The organism is Mesorhizobium sp. M7A.F.Ca.US.005.03.2.1 (genome assembly GCF_003997795.1).
Taxonomy (GTDB): Bacteria; Pseudomonadota; Alphaproteobacteria; order Rhizobiales; family Rhizobiaceae; genus Mesorhizobium; species Mesorhizobium ciceri.
Map to the genome: position 1 here is coordinate 1 of NZ_RZRP01000008.1, position 26,626 is coordinate 26,626.

20 protein-coding genes and 5 pseudogenes are annotated in these 26,626 nt (G+C 58.0%); 8 read left to right on the plus strand and 17 right to left on the minus strand.

The window, feature by feature from the left end; translation table 11 throughout:
* Positions 1-754 precede the first annotated feature (754 nt).
* The 3 genes and pseudogenes from EN991_RS00880 to EN991_RS39700 all read left to right on the plus strand — a co-directional run bounded on the left by EN991_RS00880 (position 755) and on the right by EN991_RS39700 (position 5,568).
* The gene (locus EN991_RS00880) at positions 755-4,288 is read left to right on the plus strand and encodes an autotransporter domain-containing protein (RefSeq protein WP_082826570.1); all 3,534 of its coding nucleotides are present in this window, start codon (positions 755-757) and stop codon (positions 4,286-4,288) included.
* Between the two features lie 243 nt (positions 4,289-4,531).
* Positions 4,532-5,215 (plus strand): annotated as a pseudogene (locus EN991_RS40595) (integrase); the annotation flags it as partial.
* A 116-nt stretch (positions 5,216-5,331) separates the two neighbouring features.
* Positions 5,332-5,568 carry a hypothetical protein gene (locus EN991_RS39700; protein WP_063169293.1) on the plus strand — a complete coding sequence of 79 codons (237 nt, stop codon included), beginning with the start codon at positions 5,332-5,334 and terminating at the stop codon, positions 5,566-5,568.
* Positions 5,569-5,729: 161 nt separating this feature from the next.
* Here the strand turns inward: EN991_RS39700 and EN991_RS00895 are convergent.
* Together EN991_RS00895 and EN991_RS00900 are read right to left on the minus strand one after the other, a co-directional pair.
* Positions 5,730-5,930 (minus strand): annotated as a pseudogene (locus tag EN991_RS00895) (SMC-Scp complex subunit ScpB); the annotation flags it as partial.
* 93 nt (positions 5,931-6,023) lie between these two features.
* Complete coding sequence (locus EN991_RS00900) at positions 6,024-6,284, minus strand: hypothetical protein (protein ID WP_095769041.1); 261 nt, start codon at positions 6,282-6,284, stop codon at positions 6,024-6,026.
* A gap of 217 nt (positions 6,285-6,501) precedes the next feature.
* Here EN991_RS00900 and EN991_RS00905 point away from each other — a divergent pair, with 217 nt between their 5' ends.
* On the plus strand, positions 6,502-8,664 hold the full coding sequence (locus EN991_RS00905; RefSeq protein WP_127368000.1) for a prolyl oligopeptidase family serine peptidase: 2,163 nt from the start codon (positions 6,502-6,504) through the stop codon (positions 8,662-8,664).
* A 38-nt stretch (positions 8,665-8,702) separates the two neighbouring features.
* Positions 8,703-9,401 carry an OmpW family protein gene (locus EN991_RS00910; protein WP_063169295.1) on the plus strand — a complete coding sequence of 233 codons (699 nt, stop codon included), beginning with the start codon at positions 8,703-8,705 and terminating at the stop codon, positions 9,399-9,401.
* 307 nt (positions 9,402-9,708) lie between these two features.
* Here the strand turns inward: EN991_RS00910 and EN991_RS00915 are convergent, their stop codons facing one another.
* The 8 genes and pseudogenes from EN991_RS00915 to EN991_RS00950 all read right to left on the minus strand — a co-directional run bounded on the left by EN991_RS00915 (position 9,709) and on the right by EN991_RS00950 (position 16,538).
* Positions 9,709-9,909, minus strand: a complete 201-nt coding sequence (locus EN991_RS00915; RefSeq protein ID WP_244514237.1) for a hypothetical protein — start codon at positions 9,907-9,909, stop codon at positions 9,709-9,711.
* Between the two features lie 905 nt (positions 9,910-10,814).
* Positions 10,815-11,470 (minus strand): annotated as a pseudogene (locus tag EN991_RS00925) (IS630 family transposase); the annotation flags it as partial.
* A 68-nt stretch (positions 11,471-11,538) separates the two neighbouring features.
* Positions 11,539-11,773, minus strand: a pseudogene (locus EN991_RS00930) (aldehyde dehydrogenase family protein); the annotation flags it as partial.
* Between the two features lie 308 nt (positions 11,774-12,081).
* Positions 12,082-12,330 carry an aminotransferase class III-fold pyridoxal phosphate-dependent enzyme gene (locus EN991_RS41585; RefSeq protein WP_063169297.1) on the minus strand — a complete coding sequence of 83 codons (249 nt, stop codon included), beginning with the start codon at positions 12,328-12,330 and terminating at the stop codon, positions 12,082-12,084.
* On the minus strand, positions 12,291-12,518 hold the full coding sequence (locus tag EN991_RS41590; RefSeq protein WP_263485461.1) for an aminotransferase class III-fold pyridoxal phosphate-dependent enzyme: 228 nt from the start codon (positions 12,516-12,518) through the stop codon (positions 12,291-12,293). The genes EN991_RS41585 and EN991_RS41590 overlap by 40 nt, the downstream gene beginning before the upstream one ends.
* Positions 12,519-12,739: 221 nt before the next feature.
* Positions 12,740-14,722, minus strand: coding sequence for an argininosuccinate synthase-related protein (locus EN991_RS00940; RefSeq protein ID WP_063169298.1), 1,983 nt, complete (start codon positions 14,720-14,722; stop codon positions 12,740-12,742).
* On the minus strand, positions 14,719-15,663 hold the full coding sequence (locus EN991_RS00945; protein ID WP_082826572.1) for a DMT family transporter: 945 nt from the start codon (positions 15,661-15,663) through the stop codon (positions 14,719-14,721). Before EN991_RS00945 ends, EN991_RS00940 begins: the two co-directional genes overlap by 4 nt.
* 656 nt (positions 15,664-16,319) lie before the next feature.
* Positions 16,320-16,538, minus strand: a complete 219-nt coding sequence (locus EN991_RS00950) for a helix-turn-helix transcriptional regulator (protein ID WP_029354714.1) — start codon at positions 16,536-16,538, stop codon at positions 16,320-16,322.
* A gap of 109 nt (positions 16,539-16,647) precedes the next feature.
* Between EN991_RS00950 and EN991_RS00955 the strand changes: the two genes are divergently transcribed.
* Positions 16,648-16,914, plus strand: a complete 267-nt coding sequence (locus EN991_RS00955) for a DUF2285 domain-containing protein (RefSeq protein ID WP_063169299.1) — start codon at positions 16,648-16,650, stop codon at positions 16,912-16,914.
* A 438-nt stretch (positions 16,915-17,352) separates the two neighbouring features.
* On the opposite strand, the gene EN991_RS00960 is transcribed toward EN991_RS00955, so the two are convergent.
* Positions 17,353-17,586, minus strand: coding sequence for a helix-turn-helix transcriptional regulator (locus EN991_RS00960; RefSeq protein ID WP_082826573.1), 234 nt, complete (start codon positions 17,584-17,586; stop codon positions 17,353-17,355).
* Between the two features lie 115 nt (positions 17,587-17,701).
* Here EN991_RS00960 and EN991_RS00965 point away from each other — a divergent pair, with 115 nt between their 5' ends.
* Positions 17,702-17,983 (plus strand): DUF2285 domain-containing protein, encoded by a 282-nt coding sequence (locus EN991_RS00965; protein WP_063169301.1) that lies wholly within the window; start codon positions 17,702-17,704, stop codon positions 17,981-17,983.
* Between the two features lie 438 nt (positions 17,984-18,421).
* Complete coding sequence (locus EN991_RS00970) at positions 18,422-19,378, plus strand: IS481 family transposase (protein ID WP_063169302.1); 957 nt, start codon at positions 18,422-18,424, stop codon at positions 19,376-19,378.
* Positions 19,379-19,553: 175 nt separating this feature from the next.
* Here the strand turns inward: EN991_RS00970 and EN991_RS00975 are convergent, their stop codons facing one another.
* From EN991_RS00975 to EN991_RS01000, 6 genes and pseudogenes are all read right to left on the minus strand, one after another.
* Positions 19,554-20,291 carry a LuxR family transcriptional regulator gene (locus EN991_RS00975; protein WP_082826574.1) on the minus strand — a complete coding sequence of 246 codons (738 nt, stop codon included), beginning with the start codon at positions 20,289-20,291 and terminating at the stop codon, positions 19,554-19,556.
* A gap of 870 nt (positions 20,292-21,161) precedes the next feature.
* On the minus strand, positions 21,162-22,568 hold the full coding sequence (locus tag EN991_RS00980; RefSeq protein ID WP_063169303.1) for an aminotransferase: 1,407 nt from the start codon (positions 22,566-22,568) through the stop codon (positions 21,162-21,164).
* A 190-nt stretch (positions 22,569-22,758) separates the two neighbouring features.
* A pseudogene (locus EN991_RS40605) lies at positions 22,759-23,179 on the minus strand (transposase); the annotation flags it as partial.
* 483 nt (positions 23,180-23,662) lie between these two features.
* On the minus strand, positions 23,663-24,169 hold the full coding sequence (locus tag EN991_RS00985; RefSeq protein ID WP_063169304.1) for a TIR domain-containing protein: 507 nt from the start codon (positions 24,167-24,169) through the stop codon (positions 23,663-23,665).
* Between the two features lie 9 nt (positions 24,170-24,178).
* The gene (locus EN991_RS00990; protein WP_063169305.1) at positions 24,179-25,039 is read right to left on the minus strand and encodes a DUF4231 domain-containing protein; all 861 of its coding nucleotides are present in this window, start codon (positions 25,037-25,039) and stop codon (positions 24,179-24,181) included.
* Between the two features lie 1,402 nt (positions 25,040-26,441).
* A partial coding sequence (locus EN991_RS01000; RefSeq protein ID WP_164768818.1) for an Lrp/AsnC ligand binding domain-containing protein occupies positions 26,442-26,626 on the minus strand: 185 nt, incomplete at its 5' end.

Consider the following 26,626-nt stretch of genomic DNA (forward strand, 5'->3'; position numbering starts at 1 on the left):
TCCGCCCATGCCAGCAGCTACGCCGCCAGAGCGTCATCCGCAGCCTGCTTGATCAGCCATTCGATGTGATTTGACCACATCTGCAACACCTCGCGCTTCTCCTTGACGTTGCTATAGAGATCGTAGATTTCGCCAATGTCTCCGGTGCGGGCTCACAGCCCGTCCATATAGCCGCCAGTCTGCTGCCTTCGAGTGGCCCATGTTGGCCGCGGCCAGGAAGTGGCGACGATTGAAAGGACAAAATCAGTTGCCGAAACTCATCGCAGGTGACGGTCTGGTGGCAATTTGGGCACATCTTGTGTCTCGTCGCCAGTAAACACGGATGCCCGGCAGGAGCTGAGCTCGCTGCCGGCGGAAATCGTAGAGCGCCAGCGACGCATTCTGATCTTTCGTCAGGCAGTCGACCGCCTTGGCATACGCCTCGGCCTCCATCTCGATCGACCTGAACCGGTATCTTGTGCGCCATCCGGACGATCTGGGAAAGCTTGGCCGGGCCGGCGCCTTCCCAGGCGCACGGGAAGCGCGACGACCCATGTGGACCTTGGATTTCACTCCGCACTTACGCTGCTTTGGCCTTGTCAGCAGCCTGAGCATAAAGCGTGCTCAGCTTTCAGGCCGAGCACTCATCCATTGTTGACAGCACCTGTCGTCATTCAGGATCGCCCCATTCTCGCAGGCCGCTTGCAGCTTTCAGGCTGTTGTCAGCCAGGGCCGCCATAAAGGGTCTCGTTAAACAATTCAGGAGGCCGTTCCAATGAACAATCAGTTTGCGAGACTTTTTCGAGGACCAGGTATGCAGGCTTGTTTCAGGACAAAGAACTTTCTGGCGGCAACCACCGCGATGACGACGGTATTCCTGCCGGCTGTGTCTCTCGGGGTGGGTCTGGTAGCATTTCCAACTGGAGAAGCGTTGGCCGACGACCCGATTTCGATCCCGCTGGAGTATGTCGGGGAAGGCCATGACCGCCTGGGCATCTGGGCCAAGATCAACAATGGCAACGCGCAGCGATACGTATTCGACACGGGCTCGGACCAGCTCAACACGCAGATCGGGTCAGAGGTGACCGGGGTCCGCCCGATTGCCGACACGCCTTACGTATATACGTACGGGGACGGAACGTATGGTAATAAGCTTCAGAACGTGGAAATTGATAAATTTACATATGTCGATCCAGATCAAAAGATAACAATCGACGGGCCGTCTGTAAGCGATAAGAAATACCGGGCTGCTCGCATTCTCGATTTTGTCTATACCCATGCGTATTGCAAGGACAACAATCTTAAGTGCACGCCGGGATCCGTGACGGATGGACTTAAAGATATGTATGGTCAGGATCTCCAAGAACCTTATCACGCCGATAAGGAGCAGCGGGCGAAAATGACCGCTGGCAAGATGGCAGACGAAGGCGGCGATTTCGCAGGTACATTCGGGGCCGGCGATTTTCTTGGCAAGACAAGTGTCTGGGGCATGATGGGCAGTGTCACCAGGTCTGGCTACGTGGTCTCCGCCAATGTGAATCCGGATTCCGAGAGCGACCAAACGCCTGGCTGTTCCCCCTGCACGATTGTCAACCTCAATCCAAGCCTCCGGGCCCAATATACTAATGCCATGCCATGGGGAGAACCCGAGGAAAAAGATCAGGATTCTTATCAGAATTTTCCTGGCTCTGGCGCCAATGCCTCGACCGAATACGAAGGCAGCTACAATCTGCAGTACACGGTTAAGGATGGAGCCCCACCAATCACCGACCCCAACAAGACCGCGGTATTGCTCGACACCGGCACACCGGGCGGTGGCAGTCTGGAGATCAGTGATGCGATGCTGAAGCAATTTCAGGATGCGGGCGTCAAACTTAAAAATGTTCGGAGAAATGAGCAACGCGAGATCGTAAGCGCATCGGGCAACATCCCGAGCGTTACAATCGCAGGAACGGATGGCGATCCGGTAAGGCTGGACAATATCGACTTCACCTACACCAGCGGCACGACGGAACAACCCAATGACCAGACCAGTTTTGTTGCCGGTCTTGACTTCTTCAAAAACAGATCGGTCATTTTCGATCTGGAGAAGAAGTATACCGCTTATACGTCACATTTCGTCACTGCCAGCAACTTCTCTACCGATTCATCCGCACCCGAAGGGACCGGTCTGAGCAGGATCACGACGAGCATGGGGAATGAGGGCGGGTTCGGCATAGCGGGTGTCGTCTCCGGCTCCGGATCGCTGACGCTTGATACAAAGACGGTGGTCCGGATGACGAATGTCAACACCTACACCGGCGAGACGAATATTGCTCAGGATGCCTATCTCTCGCTTGCGGGGCTCGGCAACATCCAACGGTCAGCGAAAGTCGTTGCAGACGGCACGTTCGATATCTCCGAACATGGAAATGGCAGCGACTATTGGGGAATCTCCGACGCCTACAACGATGCCCGTATTCGTAGCCTGAGTGGCAGCGGAACGGTCGAACTGGGCAAGCGTACCCTGGTGCTAACGGATTCGAACGACACGTTCGCCGGCAGCATCAACGACCTCGACGTTGATAACAATAATATGGGCGGCAAACTATTCGTTGCCGGTGGCGTGCAAACGCTGAGCGGAAAGAACAATTTTTCCGGCATGACGACGGTCGGTTCCGGCGCGGGATTGCTGCTTGCCGATACAGGTGTGCTTTCCCATGATGCGACCACGTCCGGCTTTCTCGGGAATGACGGGCAGATCGGGGGCACGGCTATCGCAAACAGCGGCGGTGTCGTCGCAGGCGGCGGCACCTACGGTGCGGTCACCATTTCCGAGGGCGGCACGGTCGCTCCTGGCAGTGCGACCGATCCGAGCAGGATCGTCACCACACTGACTGTCACGGGCGATTTCGCGCAGCAGTCCGGATCGATCTATCAGGTCGACCTCGCAAGGTCGTCCGATCTCATCGATGTTGGCGGAGCAGCGGCGATCGACAGCGGCGCGCAGATCGAGCTGCTGCGGCAGGGAACGCTATCGGTCGATGCCCGATATACTCTGCTCTCCGCAGCAGGCGGCGTAAGCGGCACCTATGGCGGGCTGACGGGGGCTCTGGCGACAGACGCGACGCCCTTCGTCGATTTCCAGCTCGTCTACGATGCCAACAATGTCTATCTCGATATCAGCCGCACATCGACGGCGTTTGCCGATGTAGCCAGCACCTTCAATCAACGCTCGGTCGCCGCAGCGGCTCAGGCGCTTGGAAGCGGTAATCCGATCCAGGACAACATCCTGTTCCTGACGGCGCCGGAAGCCCGCAACGCTTTCGATATGCTATCAGGCGAGGTTCATGCTTCCATTCATAGCGGCCTCATCGAGGACAGTCATTCTGTACGCGATGCCGCGAGCGAACGGATCCGTGCGGCGTTCGACGGCGTCGGTGCCTCCAGCGTTCCGGTGATGACTTATGGGCTGGGTGGTCTGGAACTGGCCCCGGCAACGAGTGAGAATTTCGCCGTATGGGGCCGTGGCTTCGGCGCCTGGGGTCATCTCGACAGCGACGGCAATGCCGCCGGTCTCGATCACTCGACAGGCGGCTTTCTGGCTGGCGGTGACGCGGCTGTCGGCGAAAGCTGGCGGCTCGGCCTCATCAGCGGCTACAGCCATACCTCCTTGGAGGCGGACGATCGCGCGTCGTCGGGCTCGAGCGAGAATTACCATCTCGGTCTTTTTGCCGGCACGCAGAACGGCAATCTCGGTTTTCGTTCCGGCCTTGCCTATACCTGGCACAGCATCGAGACCGGCAGGTCCGTGGTCTTTCCAGGCTTCGCCGACAGCCTTTCGGCCGATTACGACGCCGGCACGTTCCAGGCCTTTGGCGAGCTCGGCTACCGTATCAATACGGCTTCGGCTTCCTTCGAGCCCTACGCTAATCTCGCTTATGTGAATTTTGACGCCGATGGCTTCACCGAGAATGGCGGCGCAGCCGCCTTGTCGAGCGGGGATCGCTCGAGCGACACGGCGTTTACCACGCTAGGTCTGCGTGCGTCGACGGTACTGACCCTCGGCACCGTGACTGCTACCGCGCGCGGCGGTCTTGGCTGGCGCCACGCCTTCGGCGACGTCAGGCCGGATACCGCTCTTGCCTTTGCTGGCGGTTCCTCCTTCGCCATCAAGGGCGTGCCGATCGCAAAGAACGCAGCTCTGCTCGAAGCTGGGCTTGACGTAAACATCACCGAGAACGCGACGTTCGGCATCGCCTATCAGGGACAGATCGCCTCGGATGCCCAGACACACGGGTTCAGCGCCAAGCTCGGCGTCCGTTTCTAAATCACCCGCAAAAGAGATTGGTTATGAAGTCAGTGAGTGCATTTTCTTTTACCGTCGTTCTCGGCTCAGCGACGGTGATGTCTGTGTCCGCCGCGCGAACGGACGATGCCTGCTACAACAAGGCACAAAGCCTATGATGACGCAATGTTCAATCGACGACCTGAAGCCAGTCGATGGCGAGCTTGACAAGCTCTACAAGGAGATGGAGACCCGGCTCAAAGAGTCCCGGCGCATGTCCAGGAACTGGTCGAGACCGCGAGGGGCTACAACGCCACCTCGGAGAACACGCGCGACGCCTACCCCAAGGATTGGCGGCATTTTTCCTCCTGGTGCCGGCGCGCTGGCTTCGATCCCCTGCCTCCGGGCTCGAAGGTGATCAGGCTCAATATCAGCGCCTGTGCCTCGGGCACCGCCGCCGGCGATCCGAAGCGTGGCGCCCCTGCCCTTTAGTTTGCGACCATCGAGCGGCGGCTTTCCGGCCTCGCCTGGAACTTTACCCAGCGCGGCCGGCCGTTGGACCGCGCGGAGCGGCATATCTATAAGGTTCTTGCCGGCATTCGCCGCAAGCACGCAAAGCCACCGCGGCAGAAAGAGGCGGTCCTGGCGACGATCTGCTGGCGATGATCGCCACGCTCGGCCACGACCTCAGGGCCTGCGCGACCGCGCTATTTTGCTCCTGGGCTGTGGCGGCGGCCTGCGGCGCTCCGAGATCGTCGGTCTCGACGTCATGCGCGACGACAACAGCGATGGCGCCAGCTGGATCGAGATTTTTGACGGCAAGGGCTGCTGGTCACCCTGCGCGGCAAGACCGGCTGGCGCGAGGTCGAGGTCGGCCGCGGCTCCAGCGACCACACCTACCCCGTAGTCGCGCTCGAGAGCTGGATCCGCTTTGGCCGCATCGCACGTGGACCCCTGTTCCGCCGCATCTTGTCGATCAGGTCGATATAATACGAAAAAGCCGCCGCCATTCGGGACGGGCGTCGGCTATCATGTCCAGCCATTATGCGGCGAGCGGATAGCTTTCGCCGGACCAGGCAGAGAACTTGGCGGCAAAAGCCTTCATCTCGTCGACCGCGAATGTGGTGCGCGGTTGCGAACTCGACTTGCTGGGCGAGAGGGACCTCGCCGAGAAAGGCGCTGACATGAGCGGGATGCTGCTTGGCCAAATCGAGATCCGCAAAGCAATCGGCCAGCGCCGCGTCGTCCAGCTGTACGCTGCAGGGCGCGTTCACGTCGTCAAGACGGATGCCAAATGCTTGCTCATAATGGCCGCAAGGTAATCGTTTCGGGTCGGAGACACAAGTTGCCGCCTCCTTCGCCGTAGAGTGGCCCGATACAATCACGATCGATATTGCCACCTCTTATCGATAGTGATCGCATAGTTCCCTGATTCGACTCTCAACCGCTCATATCAAGCGATTACTTCCATGTATCTGCTGCGCTAGCCCGTCCTGGCCTTGGAGTGTCGCTCCTCACCTCCTCCACCACTCACCAGCCCGATGGGAGTATCGCCCGCCAGCAGCTTCTCCTTGCTGAGCAGCGCGGCAACCTCAATCGCCTCGAAATCGGGCAAATCCCGCAGTGTGTCGAGGCCGAAGTGCAACAGGAAGGTCTTGGTCGTGACGTAGGTGTAAGGCGTGCCAAATTCAGCGGGCAGGCAGACGTTGACCCACAACAATCAAGGGGACGGTGCAGGCCAAGATTGCGGCAGGGCTTGGGCCCCCCACCCTTCTCCTCAGAACTCCGCTGCTTCCAGCTGGCGGCTGAAACTCACAGGCGCAGCCAGCTTGGTCTCTAACAGCATCGATCGCATCATGGTGTCTGCCATGAATCCGTGTGCGTGAAGCGCTCCAGAGCGAAGATGTTGGGCGTCAACCAGGTTCACTCCAATGAGCTTCACTTCTCGAGTTCTGCACAGTGTCCACGACTGGCGCCGGAGGTTGATCCGGTGATTAGGAGGAGCACTCGTTGTCGGATTCTCGACGATGTCGGACATGTGACACAACGCTTCCAGAGCGATCGCATTGTTCCGAAACGATTTTCCCAGTTGGCACGAAGGTTGCGGCCCTATGCGCAAAAGCACTGCGATGCCGCACCGACTGGAAGAACTCATCAATGATCACGCTTTTCGAACATGTGGGCGCCGCTACCGACACTGAGCGTTCCCGAGCCGACGGAAGCCTCTATCCCTTCTTTCTGAAGGCTGTCCGGACATGAACGCATTTGATGTCCGTCCAACGCTGGATGCTCCCGACGACGATCCCTATGTCTGGCTTGAAGATGTAGAGGGCGAGCGGGCACTTGCCTGGGCCGCCGGCCAGTCGGCAAAGACCCTGAAGCACTTCAGTGGAACGCAGTTCGAGCGCGACCGCGCGGCTCTGACAGCCATTTTCGACAATCGCGACAATCTTCCCCTGATCGCGCGCCGTAGTCAGTACCTCTACAATTACTGGCGAGATGACGGTAATCCACGCGGACTGTGGCGCCGGACCACCCTTGCCGCCTACATGAAGGCGGATCCCCAATGGGAGCTACTGCTCGATCTGGATGCTCTCGCGGCTAGCGACGGAGAGGACTGGATCTGGGACGGCGCGTCCATCGAGCCGGAGAGACGGGAAAGAGCCGTTCTGCGCCTGTCGCGCGGCGGCAGCGACGCGGTCGTGCATCGCGAATTCGACCTGATTTCTCTGAGCTTTGTCGCCGACGGCTTCAACCTCCCCGAGGCCAAAGGCTACGTTAATTGGCTGGACCCTGACACGCTTCTGCTTTCCAGTGCGCTTGGTAATGGCATGGCCACCCGCTCCGGCTATGCGCGCACAGTTCGACTGTGGAAGCGTGACGCGGATCCCCTCACCACGCCGGCAATCTTCGAGGCCGGGTTCGAAAGCTTCCAAGTGTCTGGTCATTCGGACCGCACCGGCCGCAGCGAGCGCCTTTGGTTCATCGAGCAGCCGGCCTTCTTCGAGAAGATCAGCTGGATCGGCGATAGGAGCGGGCCGAGGAGGCAGATCGATCTTCCTCGCGACGCGTCGTGGCGGGTCTTCGGCGACTGGCTGGCGGTAAGGCCGCGCAAGCCCTGGACGGTGGGAGGCACCACCCATCCCGCCGACGCGCTGATCGTCATCTCGCTTTCCACTTTCCTCGCCGGCGGACGCCGTTTTGAGACCCTGTTTCAACCAGGGGAAAGGCGCTCCATGCAGTCATTCTTCTGGAATGACGGGAAGCTCATTATCTCTTACCTCGTCAATCTCGCACCGCGTTTCGAGATGTTCACTCCCGGCCACCAGGAATGGACGCGCCGAGTCCTGAACACCCTGCCCGCCGAAGGTACTGTCGACGTCTGGTCATTCGATGCGGCAGTTCACGAGACCAATGGAGAGGTCCTGATCTGTGCTCAGGATCCGATCACGCCGCCGCAGCTCTTGCTGTTCGATCTGAATGCCGCGCCGTCTCTCAGCGCTTCAGCAATCCTGAAGCGCAGCCCGGAGAATTTCGATGCATCCGGACTGGTGGTCACGCGCCACGAGGCAGTCTCTATCGATCATGAGCTGATCCCCTATACGCAGGTTGGTCCGGCGAACGGGAACGGAGATGCTCCGATTCACCTTTCCGCTTATGGCGGGTTCGGCGTATCATTCCTGCCCTACTACAACTCCCCGCTGGGCAAGCTGTGGCTCGAGCGCGGTGGCACGTGTGTCGAGGCGAACATCCGCGGCGGCGGCGAGTTCGGCACCCGCTGGCACGAAGCCGGGCGCAGGGAGGGCAAGCGTCTCGCCCACGACGATTTCGCCGCCGTTGCCTCCGACCTCGTGCGAAGGGGCATCACCCTGCCGAGGCGGATTGCCGCCGAGGGTGGCTCAAATGGCGGCCTGCTGATCGCAAACATGCTGACCCGCTATCCTGAGCATTTCGGGGCTCTGTTCTGCACAGCACCGCTTATCGACATGCGTCGCTACACCAAGCTCTTGGCGGGCGCGAGCTGGATCGACGAATATGGCGATCCGGACAAGGTTCACGATTGGGCTTTCCTGAAGGAAATCTCCGCCTATCACGCCGCAGCGCCGGGACAGCCCTATCCGCCTATCCTGATCGCCACCACGAAACGCGACGACCGCGTCCATCCGGGCCATGCGCGCAAGATGGCCGCAAAACTGCAGGCTCTTGGCTATCCCGCTTACTTCTACGAGGCCAGCGCAGGCGGGCACGGCTGCGGCGAGGACAATCGGGAGCAAGCCGCATTCATCAGTCTAGGCACCAATTTTCTCCGCAGCGCAATCGGCTTCAACGATCACCCTCCGGAGACGGCGGAACGCGTTGCAACGCAAGAGGGGCATTTGAGGTCCATCAACAATTCATTCGAGCAGGAGACGAAATAGTGCAGTGCATCCTTTCTGAACATCAAGGAGTGAATCTCATGGCGAGAACGCGAATGGGCGTAGCGCGGGCAACAGCAGCGGCGGTGGCCCTGATCATGGTGGGACAGCAGGCCGTCGCCGCGGAGCCTGCGCAAGCAGAGACCGTCCTGGCGGAGACGGGAGCCTCGGTCACCGAAGCGCCAATCCCTTGGCAGGTCCGCCTGCGGGCGTTGGGCGTCGTTACGAAAGATCTGGGCTACGTTGATACGCTTCCCGGCTCCGGTCTTTCGTATTCGGACACGGTGACGCCGGAACTCGATATCTCGTATTTCTTCACCGACAACATCGCCGCCGAACTCATACTCGGTACCACTTATGCCAACATCGCGGGCCAAGGGACGATCGGAGGGTTGGGCAACATCGGCAAAGTTTGGCTGCTGCCGCCGACACTCACGTTGCAGTACCATTTTACCGATCTCGGCGCGTTCAAGCCTTATGTCGGCGCCGGCGTGAACTACACGATCTTCTACAACCAGGACACTGGCAGCGCTGATGCTCTCAAGGTGAAGAACACGTTCGGCACGGCGCTGCAGGTCGGATTCGACTACATGGTGGACCAGCACTGGGGCCTCAACTTCGACGTGAAGAAGCTTTTCCTGAAGCCGGACTTCGACGTCACGGTGACCGGCGCGAAGCTGACGGGGAAGGCGGAGCTCGATCCCTGGCTGATAGGCGCAGGTGTCACCTACCGCTTTTGAATATCAGAGTGAAGTCTGCTTCCCGACTGCCGGTTTAAATGAAGGGCGCCTCGCGCGCCCTTTTTTACGGTCGACACTGCAGCGCAAGACCTCATGAAGCTATTGTCGGGCGGGGTTCTCTTCCGGCGGACCAAGAAGATGCACTGGCCAACCGGCCTTGCGCCTGAGGTGGAGTGCTTAGAAGCGCTTTGGATCGGGACGGGCTTTGGTATTGTGGGTGGAATGCTTCAGCCAGACCATTTGCCAGCATCGTCTCCCGGACGTCATGTGTGAGCTTCTTTGTCAGCGCAAGGCGAACACGGATCTCCTAGCAGGCCGTTGAAGAAGTGTCCCGTTTGGCCTTGAGGATTGCCTCGTCGCCGTTGTGATAGAAGGTGATGTCGATGGAGCCGTCGTCGAGCAGTTCAGCATGGCCGTCGCCTGTGACCTCGTCCATTTCGTCGAATCCGACCCATGTGAAGAAGACCGTCGACGGGCCGTAGCCGAGTTCGAGGGTTAGATGAGCCAAACGCCAGTGGGGCGTCCTGGGGACGACGCGCGCGAGATTCTGGTCGTGGTGGCCAGCCCAATACGATGTGAGAAGTTGCTGCCGGTGCGGGTACCGGAGGTCGCCGATAGTGACAGCCGATGTTCGACAGCGGCAAGGACATGCTCAGCCGTCAACGCGCCGAGGGCTTGGCCGGGAATGGTGGTGATGGAACCAATCCAGAAAGCGGCGGCTGCCCAGGAGAACGCCTTCGCGGGACTTTGACTCCAGTCCGCACACCCTGCTCAGATAGTCCGAAAAAGAGGTCAGAAGCGGAGCATCCGGATTATTATCTACACTGGGAACAGAAGCATGGAAGCGTTCTGGAGCCACTCGCCGCGCGTTTACCAGTGCCGACACTGCTCCAAGCTGACTATCTGCCATGACCACCTGCCGAACGTAGTCCGTTGATGCCACCGGTACCCTTCGCGGTCTGCTCCAGCGGGAAGATCGGGTCTGATCGACCCTGCTGACCTGTGCGGCGGCCTCTCTCGCTAGGGCGTCCCCCTTCCTGTCGTCCTCCTCCGCCGCTTTCGGCTGCTTTCGGCCCGCCGCCCTCGCCAAGGCGTCGTAGTCGGTAAGCGCGTCCTCCGTCTCCTTTAGGGGCTTCATCGCGTGACTAGAGTTTAGCGCGTGTTTGTAGGCGGCGGACCGAATGGTCGTCGAAATGCCACTCAGCGCCACCGCAAGATGCCCTAGGGCTTCCGCCTCATGATCTGACAGCGGCACGTCACGATTAGAGCCGATTGCCCTGCCTTCTTCCAGTTTCACAATGTTTGTAGTCATTTCCTGCTCCATCGCGTTGACTGAGATACGATGGAGACGGAAGTGGAGAACAAATTTTTACAAGCAACTAAGATGATATTCTCGTCAACGGGACAATAGTGGACGTTGAGGGCGGCGAACAGGGTGGTGGTGCCGTTGCGCTTGTAGTCGTGCCTCATCGTACCGAGCCGCCCCTTCTTCATCGGCAGGCCGGGTGGGTGCGGTCGAGCGCCGGATCTGGCTCTTTTCATCGACCGACAGAACGATGGCATGGGCCGGCGCATCGAGATAGAGGCCGACGACGGCGCGCAACTTGTCGACGAACTTCGGATCATTGGAGAGCTTGAACCTGGCGCCAGCGGTGGGGTGCGAGACCATGCGCCTTCCAGATGCGCCTGACGGCGCTGGCGCTGATTGCGGCGGCTTGCGCCATCATGTCGGCGGTCCAGTGGGTCCTCTCGCCCGGCGGATCGGCAAGCGTCAGTGCCACGACGCGCTCGCCGACATCGGGACCGAGCGGCGGAATGCGCCACTGTCGCGTCTTGTCGCGCAGCAGCCCGTCACAGCCTTCCGCGGCAAAGCGCTCCTGCCAGCGCCAGACGTCGGTCTTCGACTTGCCGATGCGGCGCATGACCTCGCCGGTGCCGACGCCGTCGGCGGGCAAAAGCACTATCTCGGCGCGCCAGACATGCTTTTGCGGGGCGTTGCGATCCCTGATCAGCGCCGTCAGACGGACGCGATCGGCCGACGAAACGGTGAACGATCTTCCTGTGCGCATGCGCCAGACTCGCACGCGCAGGCCAGAAAGGGAATCTCTGATTGGACTCCTATGTCAGGCGGGAACCACTAGACGCCGAGACCGCCGATGCAGACATGTTTGGTGTCGAGATAATCCACGATGCCCTGGAGGCCGCCTTCCTTGCCGAGGCCCGATTCCTTGACGCCGCGGAACGGCACCTCCGGCGTGGTGATCAGGCCTTCATTGACGCCGGTACTTCAGTCCTTCCATCACGCGGAAGGCGCGACCGAGATCGCCGGTGTAGAAGTAGGCCGCGAGGCCGAACTCGGTGTCGTTGGCGAGCGGCGTGCCCGACCTGAGACATGGGTGACGTTTTGTACCGGACACGGATGAAGTGCACCCCTCGGGTGAGCGTTTGCTCGATAATATCCACTGAAGTGAAGCAGTCGGTCTTAATGCTGGAACTCATGCCACCCGACCGACCCGGGAATTCGCAGCAGCGGCGCCGTCGAGTGCAGAACGAATGCCGTCAACCAAGGGGTCGATCTCGCTTTCGGTGATTATATAGGGCGGACAGATTCCAAGCACTTCTCCCATATTGCGGATCATGACGCCGTGCTCGCGGCACCGCCGCTCGACATCGCCGATCCTCAGCTCGGGCGCGAAGACGCGACGGGCGCACGATCCTCGACGATCTGAACCCCCGCGATGAAGCCGCGGCCGCGGGCTTCACCGACAAGCGGATGGTCGCCGAGCGCGTCCGCGAGGGCTCCATGCAAGTGATCGCCGAGACGACGCGCCTGGGTCACGAAATCGATCTCGCTGTAGATCCTGATCGCCTCGGCGGCGACGGCCGCTATCACCGGATGACCGGAGTAGGTGAAACCGTGACCGAACACGCCGACCTTGTGGGCCTCGTCAGCGGCGCATTGATAAATCTTGTCGAGATAATGACGCCGCCAATGGGCAGGTGACCGGATGAAAGCCCCCCGGCGATCGAGAGCATGTCCGGTTCCATCCCAAATGTCTGGCTACCAAACCAGTTCCCGGTGCCTCCGAAGCCGCAGACCACCTCGTCGGACAGCATGAGGATAATTTCTCACTTTCTTGCGAAGATCGGGGGTGTCCACGGTCATTCGTATTACGCGAGATCCGCGAGGCCAAAAACCATCATACCAGAGAGGCGAAACTGCTATCTAGGTGTTTAGATGCAAGAAATTAATCCTGCATTGTTCCCGCACCAGGAACACCCGAGAGGATACCAAGCAGTATTGAACCTTGTTGAAAATGCTCTCGGCGCGCTGGGCGTTATAATTTCTCGAAGGCGATCACAAGGACGTCGCGATAAGCGTACGGCATTTTCAGGTTTTCGGCCACAATCGACGATACATCGTGAAAGGTTTCGCGGTCGTTGCAGATCACAAAATCATTCGGGGAGTTCATTTCGACCTCGCCGAGGAACTCCTTTGAGGCGTCGGTGATCATGCTCATGCCGCCGGTGACGTTGACCCGCCCAATCATATAGCAAGCAATGAAGTCCACCCCGTCCTGGTGAAGGCCCTCGGGTGCCGGTTTGCCATTTACACCATCGCGCGCGACAATCCGGTAGGGATGGATCTTGATATTCCAACGATCATGTCGGGCGGCTTCACATAGAATTCTGCAGAAACCTGTCAGAATCTTTTCTAAGACGGGATGGTCTATAAAGGAGTTTTCAAGGGGCTCGAAGTGGCGCTTGAAGCCGCCATTCAGATGATTGACACTTTTTGATTGTTCGTAGGGGGCGTGGGGTAGGAGCCTAAAGATTCCGTCAGTCGCGTCATATTCAAAAGCGCTATAGCGCCGGTAACGATATGTTCCGCCGTCACGCATGTATTCATCGAGAAGAAGTCGATTCCAATGGTCAGCAAAGTTCTTCCAGGCTGCATCAATTTCGATGCCAAAGCAGGCTTCGGCGCGCTCGCCTTTTGAAAACCACCATCCATTTGTCACCAGACCGTCAGTGCATTGTTGACTGAGGTTGGCCGGCGCCTGGGGTGCGTTGTTTTCCACGGGTGTCTCCCTTTTGGTGACTTGGCGAGGACGGAACGCTTTGGACAACGCTATGTGGGTTGCGGCTTGGTATTCCCAAAGGTCGCGGTCCCTAATGTATCTCGGCGTCCTGGCTCGGATCGACCGAGGTAAAAAGCGTGTGTGATCGACTATGTAGCTGACGCTCCCGCTAACGCCCTCGAGGGCGGATGCAATGGCCCGTTCGCACATCTGGTGAATAGTACTGCCCCATGCACCTGAAACCGCCTCTTGGGACCAGGCTTGCTCAAGCCCTTGCTTCAAAACGATTGATGCCACGTCAAGAGAAGCGGTTTCGAGGTGACGCAGCGCGTCGAAGATAATGGCCGCGGCAGGGGCCTCGCGGACTTCGAGAACCTTTTGGCCGGTTGTGATGTGTTCAAGCCCGACAAAGCGGCCGTGCCCGAATTTGCCGACCGTGTTATTCAGGAACGGGATTGCGTCGACCAATGCAACATCACGGTCATCAATTGACACGAGACTTCCGTCTGCAAACCCGAGTTTGATCTCTACCGGCTGCTCTGCGGGAATGTGGCGCGTCCAAGCAAATGCCTCCTCGGGGATGGAAAAGTTCTCGGGATCTTCCAAAGGCCCCGACTCGAATTCCCGACACCAGAGGTTTTCGTCCGCGCTCCACGTGCGGTCCGCCACAAAAGTCGCTCCACACTTGGACAGGTCGGAGGTCTTCTGTTGTCGGGATATCACAGAGCATTCATACGGACTGCCGAAGTTGCCGGAAAATCCTGAGCGCTTAATGCTATTGTTAAGGCGCGGAAGACTGTTTTGAGAAAGGTTTGCTGTATGAAGAACCAGCCGTGAGTTGATTGACCTAGCATGATTAACAACCAAAGATGCGATTATGGGACGGCTCAACGAACTGCTCAACGGATAGATGCCAAGGTACTTGGCGTGGGCTCGAATGGCTGATTTCACGCCTTGTTCGACAAAGGCATCCCGCCCTTCGAGGCAGACAAAGCGCGCGCCGAACATGGCTGCCGTCCGTTCCAACAAAGGCTGATCGATGCGCGTTCCGACATCCGCTGCGACAGCTTCAATGTTCGCAAAGCCAAGGCTTTGCAGCTTGTAGAGAAGATAGGTGCTGTCGAGACCGCCGCTGAACATGGTTGCAACTGGTGCGGTTCGGTCCGGAAAAGCCTCCAGATCTTCAAAACTCGAAATGCCGCCGATGGCGGGTTTGGTGGAAGCCAAGATGGGGTTCATTTGGATGTCCTGCTCTCAAACCAGATGCCAGCAAACGTCGCAGCGAGGACGAGGCCTGCGCCTATCAAGCTCGGTACTGTCAAAGGCTCATTCAGAAGAAGGTGCGCTAGAACGAAACCAAAAAAAGGTTCTGTTCCCATCAAGAAGCCAACCCGTGTCGGTGTGGATTTTCTCACTGCGGCATTTTGAATGTAGAATGCAGCGAGGGTGCAGAAGAGTGCAAGGAAGGCAACAGCGCCCCAAAACTGAAGGGTGGCCCTCACAACAAGGCCTGAAATTCCGAACTGAGCGACGGCCAAAACGAAAGTAAGTGTTGCCACCGTCGATCCTTGGATGGCCGTCAGGGCTGCAGATGAAATCTGCCGGCCGGCCAGAAGGCGTTTGGTGGAAACGACCATAACCGCTCGCAGAATCGCGGCCCCCAAGACAAGCGCGTCACCCGGGCTGAACCTGCTGATCCCGCCAGTGAGAATGCCGACACCGATGCACGCTATGGCAGCACTTGCCAAAATGCCCGTAGGTGGAAGTCGCCGTGATAGCCCATAGTCGATGCTCGGCGTGAAAATCACACAAAGCGATATGATCAAGGCCGTGTTCATTGCGCTTGTCGATGCAACGCCGTAAGTTTCAGCAATAAAGATGCAAAAAAGTATTGTTCCCAATGCGAAGCCGCGGATGAAATCGCCCCAGGAGACCAATGCGATCTCATGTCTTGCAGCCACTGCCGTAATGATCGTAGTAATCAGGAAGCGATAAAGAACAAGTATCGAAACCGGCGCGTAGAACAGTGCGCCTTTCCCGACCGGATAGCTCGCCCCCCAAACGAATGCGACTCCCAGCAAGGCTAGATCCACCGAGAAAGATGGCGTCCGTGTTTTCCTGACAGGTATTGGAGAACTTTCGAAAACGTCCACCTTCAAAGTTTCCTTTGTGTTAGCCATCCACCCCTGCTGCGAGGGTCAAACAGATCAGGTCGTTCAGCCTCTTGGGCGATCCGTGCCGCGGCGTACTTGTTTTTGGTAACGCAAGTGCCGTGCCGATTCGGAAAACCATTGCTAGACAACAACCTGGTCGCCTTGATAGTTCGGCGGTTCATGTCCATTGTTGTCAGAATGCCGACAATGACTTCAACTGCAGGGATCCTACCGGCAGGGCCTCAAGGCGAACACGCGGCTCCAAGATGCCGACACGATGGCTGGTTCAGCCATGCTTCGACAGTTGCCTGTTTTTTCAGTTCCTTTGCTGTTCGTGCGCTACCGCAACGCTCCATACTAGTCTCGCGTGGCTGTCCCCGTGGGGTGGGCGGCAGAAAGCGATTAGGCCCGCTGAAAGAGGCGAACCGCATCCGAAGGATCGTAACCAAGAGAAGGACCTGAAGCGAGAGCGAAGGTTGCGGGAGGCCGCGGCGGGCCTAAAAGGCAATGCCGACCGCCCCAGGAAAGGCTGACAAAAACCGCAGCGGCCGACTGTCCAATAGGGTGCGCCGGGCCAGGGCGAGCCAAATGGCAGGGGCTGCCGGGGGACCCTAAGAAAAGCCTGGGTTCACGAGCACCCGGCGCGCGCCATCAGGCGGCCAGCTACTTGGAGGGCGGGTGTATCATGCCTGTTTGTCGGGCCGAACCAGATCCATGTGGCTGACGCCGAGGGCCAATGCCAGTTCATAGATCGTGATAATTGTCGGATTTCTTCGGCCTTTCTCCAAGCCGCTGATGTACTGCTGACTGAACCCGGAAATCTCCGCAAGCTGCTCCTGCGTCAGGCGCTTCCTTTGCCTGATCCTCTGCACATTCCGTCCGACCAACTTGCGCATATCCATGCACGCAAGCCAGCGGATCAGGCGGCTTGAGTTTATCAACTATAATATGTAATCCACATTTAGCAGGCACAGGGCTTCGCGGGTCCATTGGCCGGAGATAGAATTAGCGATGTTGCAGCCCAGATCGAACACGCCGTTCGCCGACGAGGTCCCCTGGTCGGACCGCATTACAGCCTACGACAAGGACCACTTTACAACCTATATGAGGCTCCTGGACGCCTCGGCCGACAACGCCACTGAAGAGGAAATGGCCAAAGTGATCCTCGGCATTGATCCGGCACGCGAACCTGAGCGCGCACGCAACGTTCTTCGCAGTCATCTCGACCGTGCAAACTGGGTGGTGACGAGCGGCTACAAGGATTTGTTCGCCAGTTGACGAAATGGGCGGTGCGGTCGCTTCGCTTCAAGCAACGAAGTCGCGCAACCGCCATGCATCGACGTATCACCACAGCGCGGATGGCCCAGCGCTTCGCTGTCTCATCATTTTGTCCTCCGCTCGCCAATGGCTGCTTCCCAGGAATGGGTGCGGCGGCGAATCATGACAGGAACGGGTCCGCCGTCTGAGCCGCACCGCATCCGAAGGGCCGGATGGACAACCTACTGAAAGCTCACAGCTGGCTAAGGGTTGCGGGACGCCGCGGCGGGCCTAGAAGGATGCGGCGCCACCTGCTGAGAAAGGCACAAAACAGAGCGAATTGCGAGAGTCTAACGACGCGCTAGGAGGCGCAGCGGAATGGTCGAGACGCCAGAGCCAAGAAAATCGGGGCTCGACCCACCGGCACACGGCACGCGCGGTGATGGGCGCGGGCGCCCACTACGTGCGCAGGCTCAACAGAATCTCACACGGATCAGCATCGAGGGCCGCAGTTACGTCGAGAAACTCAATGACATCGAGACGCCGTTCGCCACCCTCATATTTCGCCACGAAAGATTGCGGACGACCAAGCTTCTCAGCCACCTGCGCCTGCGTCAGCCCTTTGACATTGCGCAGTGAGATCAACTGGGCCAGAAACCGCTGGTGGCGGGGAGATCGAAGAGATTTGGGCATTTAGGTGAACCGGCAGGTAGAGACCGGCTCAGCGACTAATCCCCGTTTCGGATTATCCCATTTTGGGATATTCTGCCTTGGATCCAGCGATCAACATGCGAGGTTCGCGGCAGACATGAATCAATCAACGGGAACAGATAGGACTCAAAGCTCAACACTGCTCGACGAAGTCCCTTGGTCTGACCGTCTTACCGCCTACGACAGGGCGCACTTTACCATCTATATGAGGCTCCTGGACGCCTCAGCCGATGAGGCGCCCGAAGAGGAAATGGCCCAACTGATCCTCGGCATTGATCCGGCACTTGAACCGGAGCGCGCCAGGAAGGCGCTTCGTAGTCATCTCGACCGTGCGAACTGGATGGTGACGAGCGGCTACAAGGAATTGTTCGCCAGCTGACAAATTCGCAGTGCTCGGTCATAGAAGCGTTCCTGTGCCATTGGTCAGGCTGATCGGGGCCTGCACCACAGACGCGCCGGCAAAATGGACCCGGTGGCGAGCACAATTCAGTTCCCAGGAAATCGGGGTTTGGCAACTGTCCGAGCGTCTGACGTGATAGAAGGTTCCGCTCTGTCTGGATGGGTATTAGCCCGGAGCAGCACTCCATATCGTACCGGCGCTCGACGAAGGGTCCACCTCTTCGCTTTCAAGCCGCATAACCGATAGCCATCGCCCTAAGTCAAGGGTTAGAGATTACCGGCAGGCAGGTATGCAAGCGGGCCATCCTCGGAAACTATATAACCGCACGACTAGCTGTGAGCTTTCGGGAGGTTGTCCATTCGGACCGGACCGGGGAGACTGGAGTTACCAAGCTTCAGCACTCACCGGAGGGTCCGAATGAACATCCATAAGAATGCCCGTCTCACACCGCTGCGTCGAGAGGAGATGGCGCTGTCGGTGATAGAAGGCGCTTTCTCCAAAGCCCATGCGGCGCGTGTCTACGGCGTGTCGGCCAAGATCGTGGCGCGCTGGGTCGAGCGCTACAAGTCCGAAGGGCGGGCCGGCATGATCGACCGTTCCTCGCGGCCCGCCAATATGCCGCAGGCCACCGCTGCGTTGATCGCCGAGCGCATCATGGCGCTGCGGCGGCAACGTTGGACCGGCAAGCACATCGCCCATGAGGTCGGCGTCTCGCCCGCCACCGTTAGCCGGGTTCTCAAGCGTGCCGGACTGTCGCGGTTGCGGGATATCGAACCGGCCGAGCCGATCCGACGCTACGAGCGCGAGCATCCTGGCGAGATGATCCATATCGATATCAAGAAGCTCGGTCGTTTCGAGCGCATCGGTCATCGCATTACCGGCAAGCGCACCGGCAATGCCAGCTCGCGCGGCAGCAGTTGGGAGTTCGTCCATGTCTGCATCGACGACGCCTCCCGCATCGCCTTCTCGCAGATCCTGCCCGACGAGAAAAAAGAAAGCGCCATCGCCTTCCTCAAGGCGGCGGTGGCCTACTACGCCAGCCTCGGCGTCACGATAGCCCGCGTCATGACCGACAACGGCTCCTGCTACAGATCAAAGGCCTTCGCCAAGGCCTGCCGCGATCTCGGCCTCAAGCACGTCAGGACAAGACCCTATACACCCAAGACCAATGGCAAGGCCGAGCGCTTCATCCAGACAGCACTGCGCGAATGGGCTTATGCCATCGCTTATCCGACTTCAGATCACCGCGCCGCAGAGTTGCCGGTCTGGCTGCACAGATACAATTGGCACCGTCCCCACGGGAGCCTAAAGTCCAAAACACCTATCAGTCGCCTCGCTCTAACCGAGGACAACCTGTTGAGGCTCCACAACTAGCTCGTCAGCGACGACACACCCGCTCGAGCACCCATAGACTATGATCACCGGCGCGGACTGGAAGAATACGGCTGCATCGCCCGAGCCGGCGGAACAGAAGATCTCGGCATCCAGTCAACGCTCGATACAAAGCGCGCGATCGAATGGCCCGAGCACAAGGGGATCAAAAAGCTTCTCAGACAATTGAGGACCCTTCGGACCCCAAAAGGGCTATAGCCTGATTTTGGGTTCGCACGCCTAGCTTCTTCTTGGCATTGTCCAAATGAAAAGCGATCGTGCGTGGCTTGATACCCAAGATGCGGCCGGTCACCCAGGCTGAATTACCCCGCGCTGCCCACCTCAGGCACTCATATTCGCGGGATGTCAGCGAAACCCCATCCACTGTTCGATCGCTCGGCAATTTGCGGCGAACGCAACGATGAAAGCAGGCCGCCATCAGTTGAAGAGCTTGTTCGTACCGCTCAGCGACCCGAAGAAATACTGGACGAGGCTCATCGGCGGCAAAAGTAACCGCAGCGATGCGGCCGCGGAGATCGACAATTGGGATCGTCAAACCGCAGCAGATGCTGAATTGAGCCGCCTCATCGAATAGCTGCTGTTGAGCCGGCGACATTTTATCGCCTCCCAAATTCGATCCCCAGTGAAACGGGCAGCCGCCATTTCGAGCACGCAAGACCACAGGATCGAGTTTCTCATACTGATTTTCCAGATACTGTCTGGTCCAGCGGGGTGGATAGTTTGAAATTAACCTCGGTTTGCCGGAAGGCCGTGCTGGCAAGGAGAGGTAGGCAAAGAAGATTAGGTCAAGTCGTCCGGCCGCCTCAGCCATGGCATCCCGGAAATCTGCCTCATCGATACTCTGTGACAGTCTTTCAAGGAATGTCTCGAAAACAAGTGGCATGTGCCTCGTCATCGTCGCGCTCGATTCTTCCTCTTTCTGCACGCCTTCCGGCTGCGTCGTGTATGTCCCGACAAACGTGATTGAATTCGCGGGCGTCGCTGGGCTGACCGGGCTCCAGAATGCTGCCACACTTTCGATCTTCGTCGGTCATCCCAATCATGCTGGGCTCACCCGATGGGCGTCTGGCAGACGCCTCATGATCTCAACAGCTCAATCAGAGAATCTCCATGCATTAAATCATGACCGCCCCTGCACCGACCAAATCAGGAGAAATCATCCTGCGCTGACCAAAAGCCATCATTGACCCCAGCTTTTGCAGGAATTTGGGTCGGCATTAGCATAACAATTCGGATAGCCGCTCATCCCCCACCCGGGGCGCCGTGATCCGCAAAGAAGTGTTGCGATGCTTTCTTTTCTTTGATAGGCAAATCGTCTCAACAATATTAAAATGCCTTTCCTTGTGAACGGGGTGGCGTGTGAGTATCGTCCTTCTATATACCTGACGTGATAAAATTCACCGCAATGATTATGGCCCGCTGCAATGATGTAAAGGGCACGTCTAAGCTCAATCTGCATCGGAACGTGCAGATGACCTTTACCAGACCCTCGATCCCGCACGGGCCATAATGATACTGATTACGTGGGTCAAAAAGGGCGCCCTGCCGGCGGGGAGGTACACCCGCAGGGCGCGCCGCACAGAGGTCCTGGTCGTTGGGCAACAGGACAGCGGCGGCAGAACTGATTCGGTTACAAATCGTGACTGAAATAGCCCGGAGCATGCTCAAGATCAGATATCTGGAATTCAACAGTTTTGGGTCTGCTCGGCGCAGTAGCGCGCAGGGACATGCCTGCCTCCGGACTCGCTCCTTCGCGATCGCAAAATCATACGGCACCCTCGGCCTTCAGCGCGCGATAGGTGGTATCGACCGACTTTACCGTCGCGTCGACAATGATGTCGATCTCTTTTCGGGTAATGATCAGGGGGGGGGCATAACCGAGGATGTCGCCATGCGGCATGGCCCGTCCGATGACACCATTCTCAAACAGAGCAGCTGCAGTGCGCACCCCGACCTGAAGGTCGGGTTCGAATGGTATCCTTTGTTTTGGGTCCCGCATCATCTCTACGGCCGACAGGATACCCACTCCGCGAACTTCACCAACGATGGGATGTCCCGCCAGCTCGGCCTTCATCCGGTCTTGCCAATACGGTCCAACATCGCGGACATGCTCCAGAATATTTTTTTCTTTAAGCAGTCGAATATTGGCGAGCGCGGCTGCGGCACAAAGCGTGTGCCCCGAATATGTCCAGCCGTGGCCGAGTGCGCCGTGCTTCTCAGTTCCTTGTTCCAAAACCGACCAGACACGGTCGCCAATGATTGACCCGGAGATGGGGAGGTAGGCGGAACTCAAACCCTTTGCGATGGTCACGAAATCCGGACGCATGTTATACAGGTGGGAACCGAACTTCTCGCCGGTTCGCGCGAAGCCACAGACCACTTCATCCGCGATTAGAAGGATATCGTATTTGTCGAGCACCGCTTGAATGGACGTCCAGTACCCTTTGGGGGGCGGCACAATACCTCCTGTCCCAAGTACCGGCTCTCCGATAAAAGCTGCAACCGTTTCCGGTCCTTCGGCCAGGATCAAGGCTTCAAGCTCATCGGCACAGCGCCGGGAGAACGCTTCCTCGCTCTCCTCGACACGCGCCTGGCGGTAATAGTGCGGCGTGGTTGTATGGCGCACCAAATCCAGAGGCAGGTCGAAGAAATTGTGAAAGAAGGGAAGGCCAGTTAGGCTACCCGTGACCAATCCAGACCCGTGATAGCCGCGATTTCGCGAGATGATCTTTTTCTTTTCGGGCCGGCCAAGAATGTTATTATAGTACCAGACCAGCTTGATGTTGGTTTCGTTGGCATCGGAACCGGAGAGGCCGAAATAGACCCTTCGCATGTTCTGACCGAAATACTCGACCACGGCCTCTGCCAACAGGGCGACCGGCTCCGTACCTTGGCTGGCATAGACGTGCGCGAACGGCAATTCGTGTGCTTGCCTGGCAATGGCCTCGGCGATCTCCGTGCATCCATATCCCATGTTGACGCAGTAGAGTCCTCCGAAACCGTCGAGGCTCCTTCGGCCTTCGGTGTCCCAGATATAGACGCCTTCCGCACCGGCCATAATCCTATTTGGCGTTTCGCCTCGGCTGTGCTTGGCCAGATGCGTAGAAGGATGGAAGACGAAGCTTCTATCCTTCTCCCGGAGTTGCTCGGTTCCCAGATTGCTCAAGCGCATGTCCCTCTCCTCGCGATAAATTGGCGGAGGGCACTCGGCCAGCCACCTGTTTAGCAAATAGCATACCGGAAACGTCCCTTGAGTTTCTCGGGAATGCAGGTTATTCGCCGTGAAATTCGCGGGATCGGCCCGAATTGCCGTGAAAACTAAGGCGTCACCTTCGCCTTAGCCGAGGGTCGGGGGCGCGTCCTGCAAACACGAACAGCTTACGACGCGCATGCGCCCAGCATAGTGCCCGATTAGCGGGCGATATTGACGGATGAATAGCGCTCGGGACGCTGTTCCCGCCGGCCGCGCGAGGCACGATAGAGCGCCGGCGGCCATGTTCCGCCGAACTGCCGGTCATCCCTTACATTCTGACGGTCCGGATCGGTCTTGCCCTTCCCAAGGGTGGTAATGAGGTGATCAGGGGCAAAGCACATTCGCCTCGATCAGCAGGCAGCGGGTTCCGTGCCGCGGCACAGGCTCCAACCTGGTTGGCCAGCGCTGAGAGGCTGAGGTCGTGCCCTCGCGCATATTGATAGCTTTGGCGGTGCGGCGGCTGGTGCTCGGCAGACTTCTCGAAGGAGCATAGCCAGAAGGTTCGGCCCGGCAAAGACGCGCGGCGAGAGCTCCTTGCCATTGACATCTTGATTCGCAGCCGACCAGCGCCGCCAAGTTCTATCGTCAGCGTGTTGCCTTTCTTGCGATCGCAAATTCGTGGTTGCTGCGCAGGGCGAGCCGAGCTGCGGCTCGCAGGAGGGGGCGAGCCGACAGAATTGCGCGGCCTGAAAAGCTGCCTCCATCAATGCTGGCCGCTCGTGCAGTCTCGAAACGCTGGATCAAGCCTCAAACATCGAACAGCCGCTCCTTTTCCTCGCGAAACCAGCGCCCTCGCGCGACATGATCTTGTCTGACGATCCGACGCTTCGAGCGGGGCTCCTCTAATAGGTTGCACATGACCTGCAGCTTTCAGCCAAACTCAGCAAATCGGACGTCGTGCTCTTCTTATCATCGCTCGGCAAGCTCGGAACACGCTGGCGGACGTTGCTAAGGCTAGTCGCCGCCAGCGGATGGCGAGGATGTTTGGGCGGCTAAGTGCTTTTAGGTGGCGATTATAAGCCGAGATCGCGATAGGTGCTTTCGCCATAGCTCCTGGCGCCATCGCCACGCTGAGCGTTTGAAAGCCGATGAAATTCGCTCGGCCAATTGGCTAGCGCGTGCTTGATGGCCTTCATCTTGAACGGCACGTGCACAACACATTTGTCCCTGATGATAGGCGGACAGCTCACATCTTGTTGCCGCGAGCCGTTAAGGTTTGCTGCGATTATCGGCAGACCTAGATCAAGAGCCAATTCCATTTCCCAGCGCACGAAGCGAAAAAGGTTTTTCGTCTTCTCACCGATCAGGACAAGTACCTGGCTCGATCCATTCATTCTGTTGCGAAGATTGCGTTTAACATAATCTTCGTCCTGTGCTCGGCTCGTCATATTGTCCAGATCGTGAGCGTTCGCGAATTCAAAACTCACATTCTCGCTGGCGTTCCACCCTTTCATAAAGCGGTATGCCCAAGCGTCTTCATCGCCGTCAAATATTACATAGGTCGGATCGCTGTATGCCATTGTTGTCTCTTAGTTGTTTTGACGAGCAACCCACTGGGTGTGCTCCCGTGAGAAAGCCAGTTCGGCTTCGTTCACCGCGGCGGAGAATGCCTCATCCGAGTTGGCGTCCGTAATAAGGTCGGCAGTCAAGCCGATCTCGTGAGCTGTCAACGTGTAAGCCGATGCCAATTCGTTAAATTTCTTGATCTGGGTCCACCCAATAAGGGAGGCGGCGATGACAATTAGCGGCTCGGTCGGCCAGCCTGGCATCGCGGGGTCAGCGATGCGTACTACGATGAACGAGAATCCCAGAGCGTATGCAAAAATACCAAGGCCCATCCAGACTTTCGCGGACCTCTTGTTCGAGCGCGCCTTCTTCTCGTACCACTTCCGTTGGTCGCAGATTCGTCTCTGCAGATATAGGTCTTTTCTTTCTTTTAGCGGGGAGTCCCTTATCGACATCATCTGGTCGGTTGTTTGGGGGGATGCTGAATCGGTGCCGCTCAACGCGCTACCAAGGTGACGATTGCTATCAAGGATACCTTCCATGAGCTTTCGAAAATCAGCTCTGGCGTCAGCGGCGCGCGCGTCATCGAACGGCTGTGCTCGCATCGCGAAGCGCCAAGTCAATGTCTTCACCGACTCTGCCAGAGCTCGAGCCTGATACCAGACCTGCTCGGGCTTTGTGACCGACCGGAAAATGAGGACTCCCATTGAGCAAAGAAATACCGCAGCATAGACACCGAAATAGGCTTTTGATGGCGACAAGTCCAAAGAGAGCACCGACGCTAAAAAAAGAAGAACGTACTCTGCCCGGATCAGGCGCAGAAACGTCGCCTGCTGCTCGTTGGATGCCACGTCGGCGCTATTATAGAGTCCAGGATATTTCATTTTTGAAGCACACCAGTCTATTTTGTGGCGGTAAATTCTTTAAGCCAGGATTTGGCAAACGTGAGGTTAGCAGTCGAGCTTACAGAGCCTATTCTTGAGCGAGGCGCGGTCCCTCTGTTCATAAACAGGAATGCAGGTCCTGTCCCATCAATGTAAGGGTATAGGCCCAAAAATTCTTGCCCGGAGAATGTTTCCGAAGAATTTTTTGCCACGGGCAGAACCGCTACCGCGGTCCGAAACCCATCGAAAAAGCCAAGCTCCCAAGGCATCCATCTGGATCCTGGAGAATTGTTTGAATGCACATAGATTAGCGTCTTTGACTGCCTCATACGGGTCCGCAGCAACTCGGCGGTGGCCGAGGAGACTTTTGTGCGGTCCAGTTGTGAATCTTCGACCCAATCTACGTAAGCAGTGAACCCAAGCTCCTCGAAAATTCGCTTCACACCGAGAACGATCTCTGCGTCCTTGAAAGAATGTGACAGAAAAACGTCGAATGACGATCTGGCTGTAGCTGCGGCCGTCTCTTCCTTTAGAACGATCGATGCGGCTCTATGTCCTCGACTGGCATTCGCAACTCTTTTCAGCTCTGCCTCGGTCAGTAGCACTATTCAAATCCCCCCATGATCTGTTCGCAATCTATGAACTTGACGCCCATTCGATTAAGCGACCCTTGTCTTGTGAAAACTGGCACCATGCTCTCCAGCCGGTAGCGCAACCTCCACCTTCTCAAAGACCACGTCGGGTGGCAGGAGTGACCGGCCTTGTCACCCACCTACGCGATCCCGGCACAGCCATGCTCCTCGCTTAGAAGGCTGCGGAGACCAGCAATGTCAAACAGGACAGACGATCTCCTAATCTCGAACAGCAACGAACTTAGGACGTAAAAACGCGATCTCCGAATGTCCGCAGGCGTCGAGGGCCGGGTTGGTCGCCAAGGCCGAGCGGGCCAGCTTGCACTCCCGCTACCCGTCGGCTTGCCAAACCCTCGCTGTAGATTTCGCCCCCTACACGGATGCGCTGACCGCGACTAAGCTCAATCGCCACTGATCGCCAATCCAGGGCGAAAGTTCCCCCCTTGAAGTAGCGGTAGAGGCATTTTTCGGCACTTCGCATCTTAGATATGGACGCCTCCTCAACCAGGCACGATCCGGTTTGGCTTCTCGCCGTAACCGTGCTGGGCAAGTGCGTCCGATGGCTGCTTCGATCCTCTCCTGGAATAGATCGGTTCCAGATTGCTCAAGCGCATCGTCCTTGCTCGCGATCAACTGGCGGATAGCGCTCGGCCACCTTTTTCCAGCAATTAGTATACCGCAAATGTCCCTTGAGTTTCGTCGGAATGGGTGCCTTTTGCCGACGAATCTACGGGATCCGTGCCAAACGCCGTTGAAACTTAGCTTTTGGGTTACCGTTGCCTCAGGGCGGACAAAGGTATCGGTGAATTGGACTTCACTGGTTTCGTGACGACAAGGCTATAGTATTGATCAATCCCCAAGCCTGCCTGCAGCAGTCCCTCCATGAAATCCTGATAGGCGGCCATAGAACGAGATGCGACCCGCATCAGATAATCCACGCGCCCCCCAATTGCCC

What these genes read in the sequence shown, in the direction of transcription:
- EN991_RS00880 (WP_082826570.1), top strand. Translation starts at nt 755, where the DNA reads ATGAACAATCAGTTTGCGAGACTTTTTCGAGGACCAGGTATGCAGGCT.
- EN991_RS00900 (WP_095769041.1), bottom strand. Translation starts at nt 6,284, where the DNA reads ATGTCCGACATCGTCGAGAATCCGACAACGAGTGCTCCTCCTAATCAC.
- EN991_RS00905 (WP_127368000.1), top strand. Translation starts at nt 6,502, where the DNA reads ATGAACGCATTTGATGTCCGTCCAACGCTGGATGCTCCCGACGACGAT.
- EN991_RS00910 (WP_063169295.1), top strand. Translation starts at nt 8,703, where the DNA reads ATGGCGAGAACGCGAATGGGCGTAGCGCGGGCAACAGCAGCGGCGGTG.
- EN991_RS41590 (WP_263485461.1), bottom strand. Translation starts at nt 12,518, where the DNA reads ATGCTGTCCGACGAGGTGGTCTGCGGCTTCGGAGGCACCGGGAACTGG.
- EN991_RS00940 (WP_063169298.1), bottom strand. Translation starts at nt 14,722, where the DNA reads ATGAACCCCATCTTGGCTTCCACCAAACCCGCCATCGGCGGCATTTCG.
- EN991_RS00945 (WP_082826572.1), bottom strand. Translation starts at nt 15,663, where the DNA reads ATGGCTAACACAAAGGAAACTTTGAAGGTGGACGTTTTCGAAAGTTCT.
- EN991_RS00950 (WP_029354714.1), bottom strand. Translation starts at nt 16,538, where the DNA reads ATGGATATGCGCAAGTTGGTCGGACGGAATGTGCAGAGGATCAGGCAA.
- EN991_RS00955 (WP_063169299.1), top strand. Translation starts at nt 16,648, where the DNA reads ATGTTGCAGCCCAGATCGAACACGCCGTTCGCCGACGAGGTCCCCTGG.
- EN991_RS00960 (WP_082826573.1), bottom strand. Translation starts at nt 17,586, where the DNA reads ATGCCCAAATCTCTTCGATCTCCCCGCCACCAGCGGTTTCTGGCCCAG.
- EN991_RS00965 (WP_063169301.1), top strand. Translation starts at nt 17,702, where the DNA reads ATGAATCAATCAACGGGAACAGATAGGACTCAAAGCTCAACACTGCTC.
- EN991_RS00970 (WP_063169302.1), top strand. Translation starts at nt 18,422, where the DNA reads ATGAACATCCATAAGAATGCCCGTCTCACACCGCTGCGTCGAGAGGAG.
- EN991_RS00975 (WP_082826574.1), bottom strand. Translation starts at nt 20,291, where the DNA reads ATGACGAGGCACATGCCACTTGTTTTCGAGACATTCCTTGAAAGACTG.
- EN991_RS00980 (WP_063169303.1), bottom strand. Translation starts at nt 22,568, where the DNA reads ATGCGCTTGAGCAATCTGGGAACCGAGCAACTCCGGGAGAAGGATAGA.
- EN991_RS00985 (WP_063169304.1), bottom strand. Translation starts at nt 24,169, where the DNA reads ATGGCATACAGCGATCCGACCTATGTAATATTTGACGGCGATGAAGAC.
- EN991_RS00990 (WP_063169305.1), bottom strand. Translation starts at nt 25,039, where the DNA reads ATGAAATATCCTGGACTCTATAATAGCGCCGACGTGGCATCCAACGAG.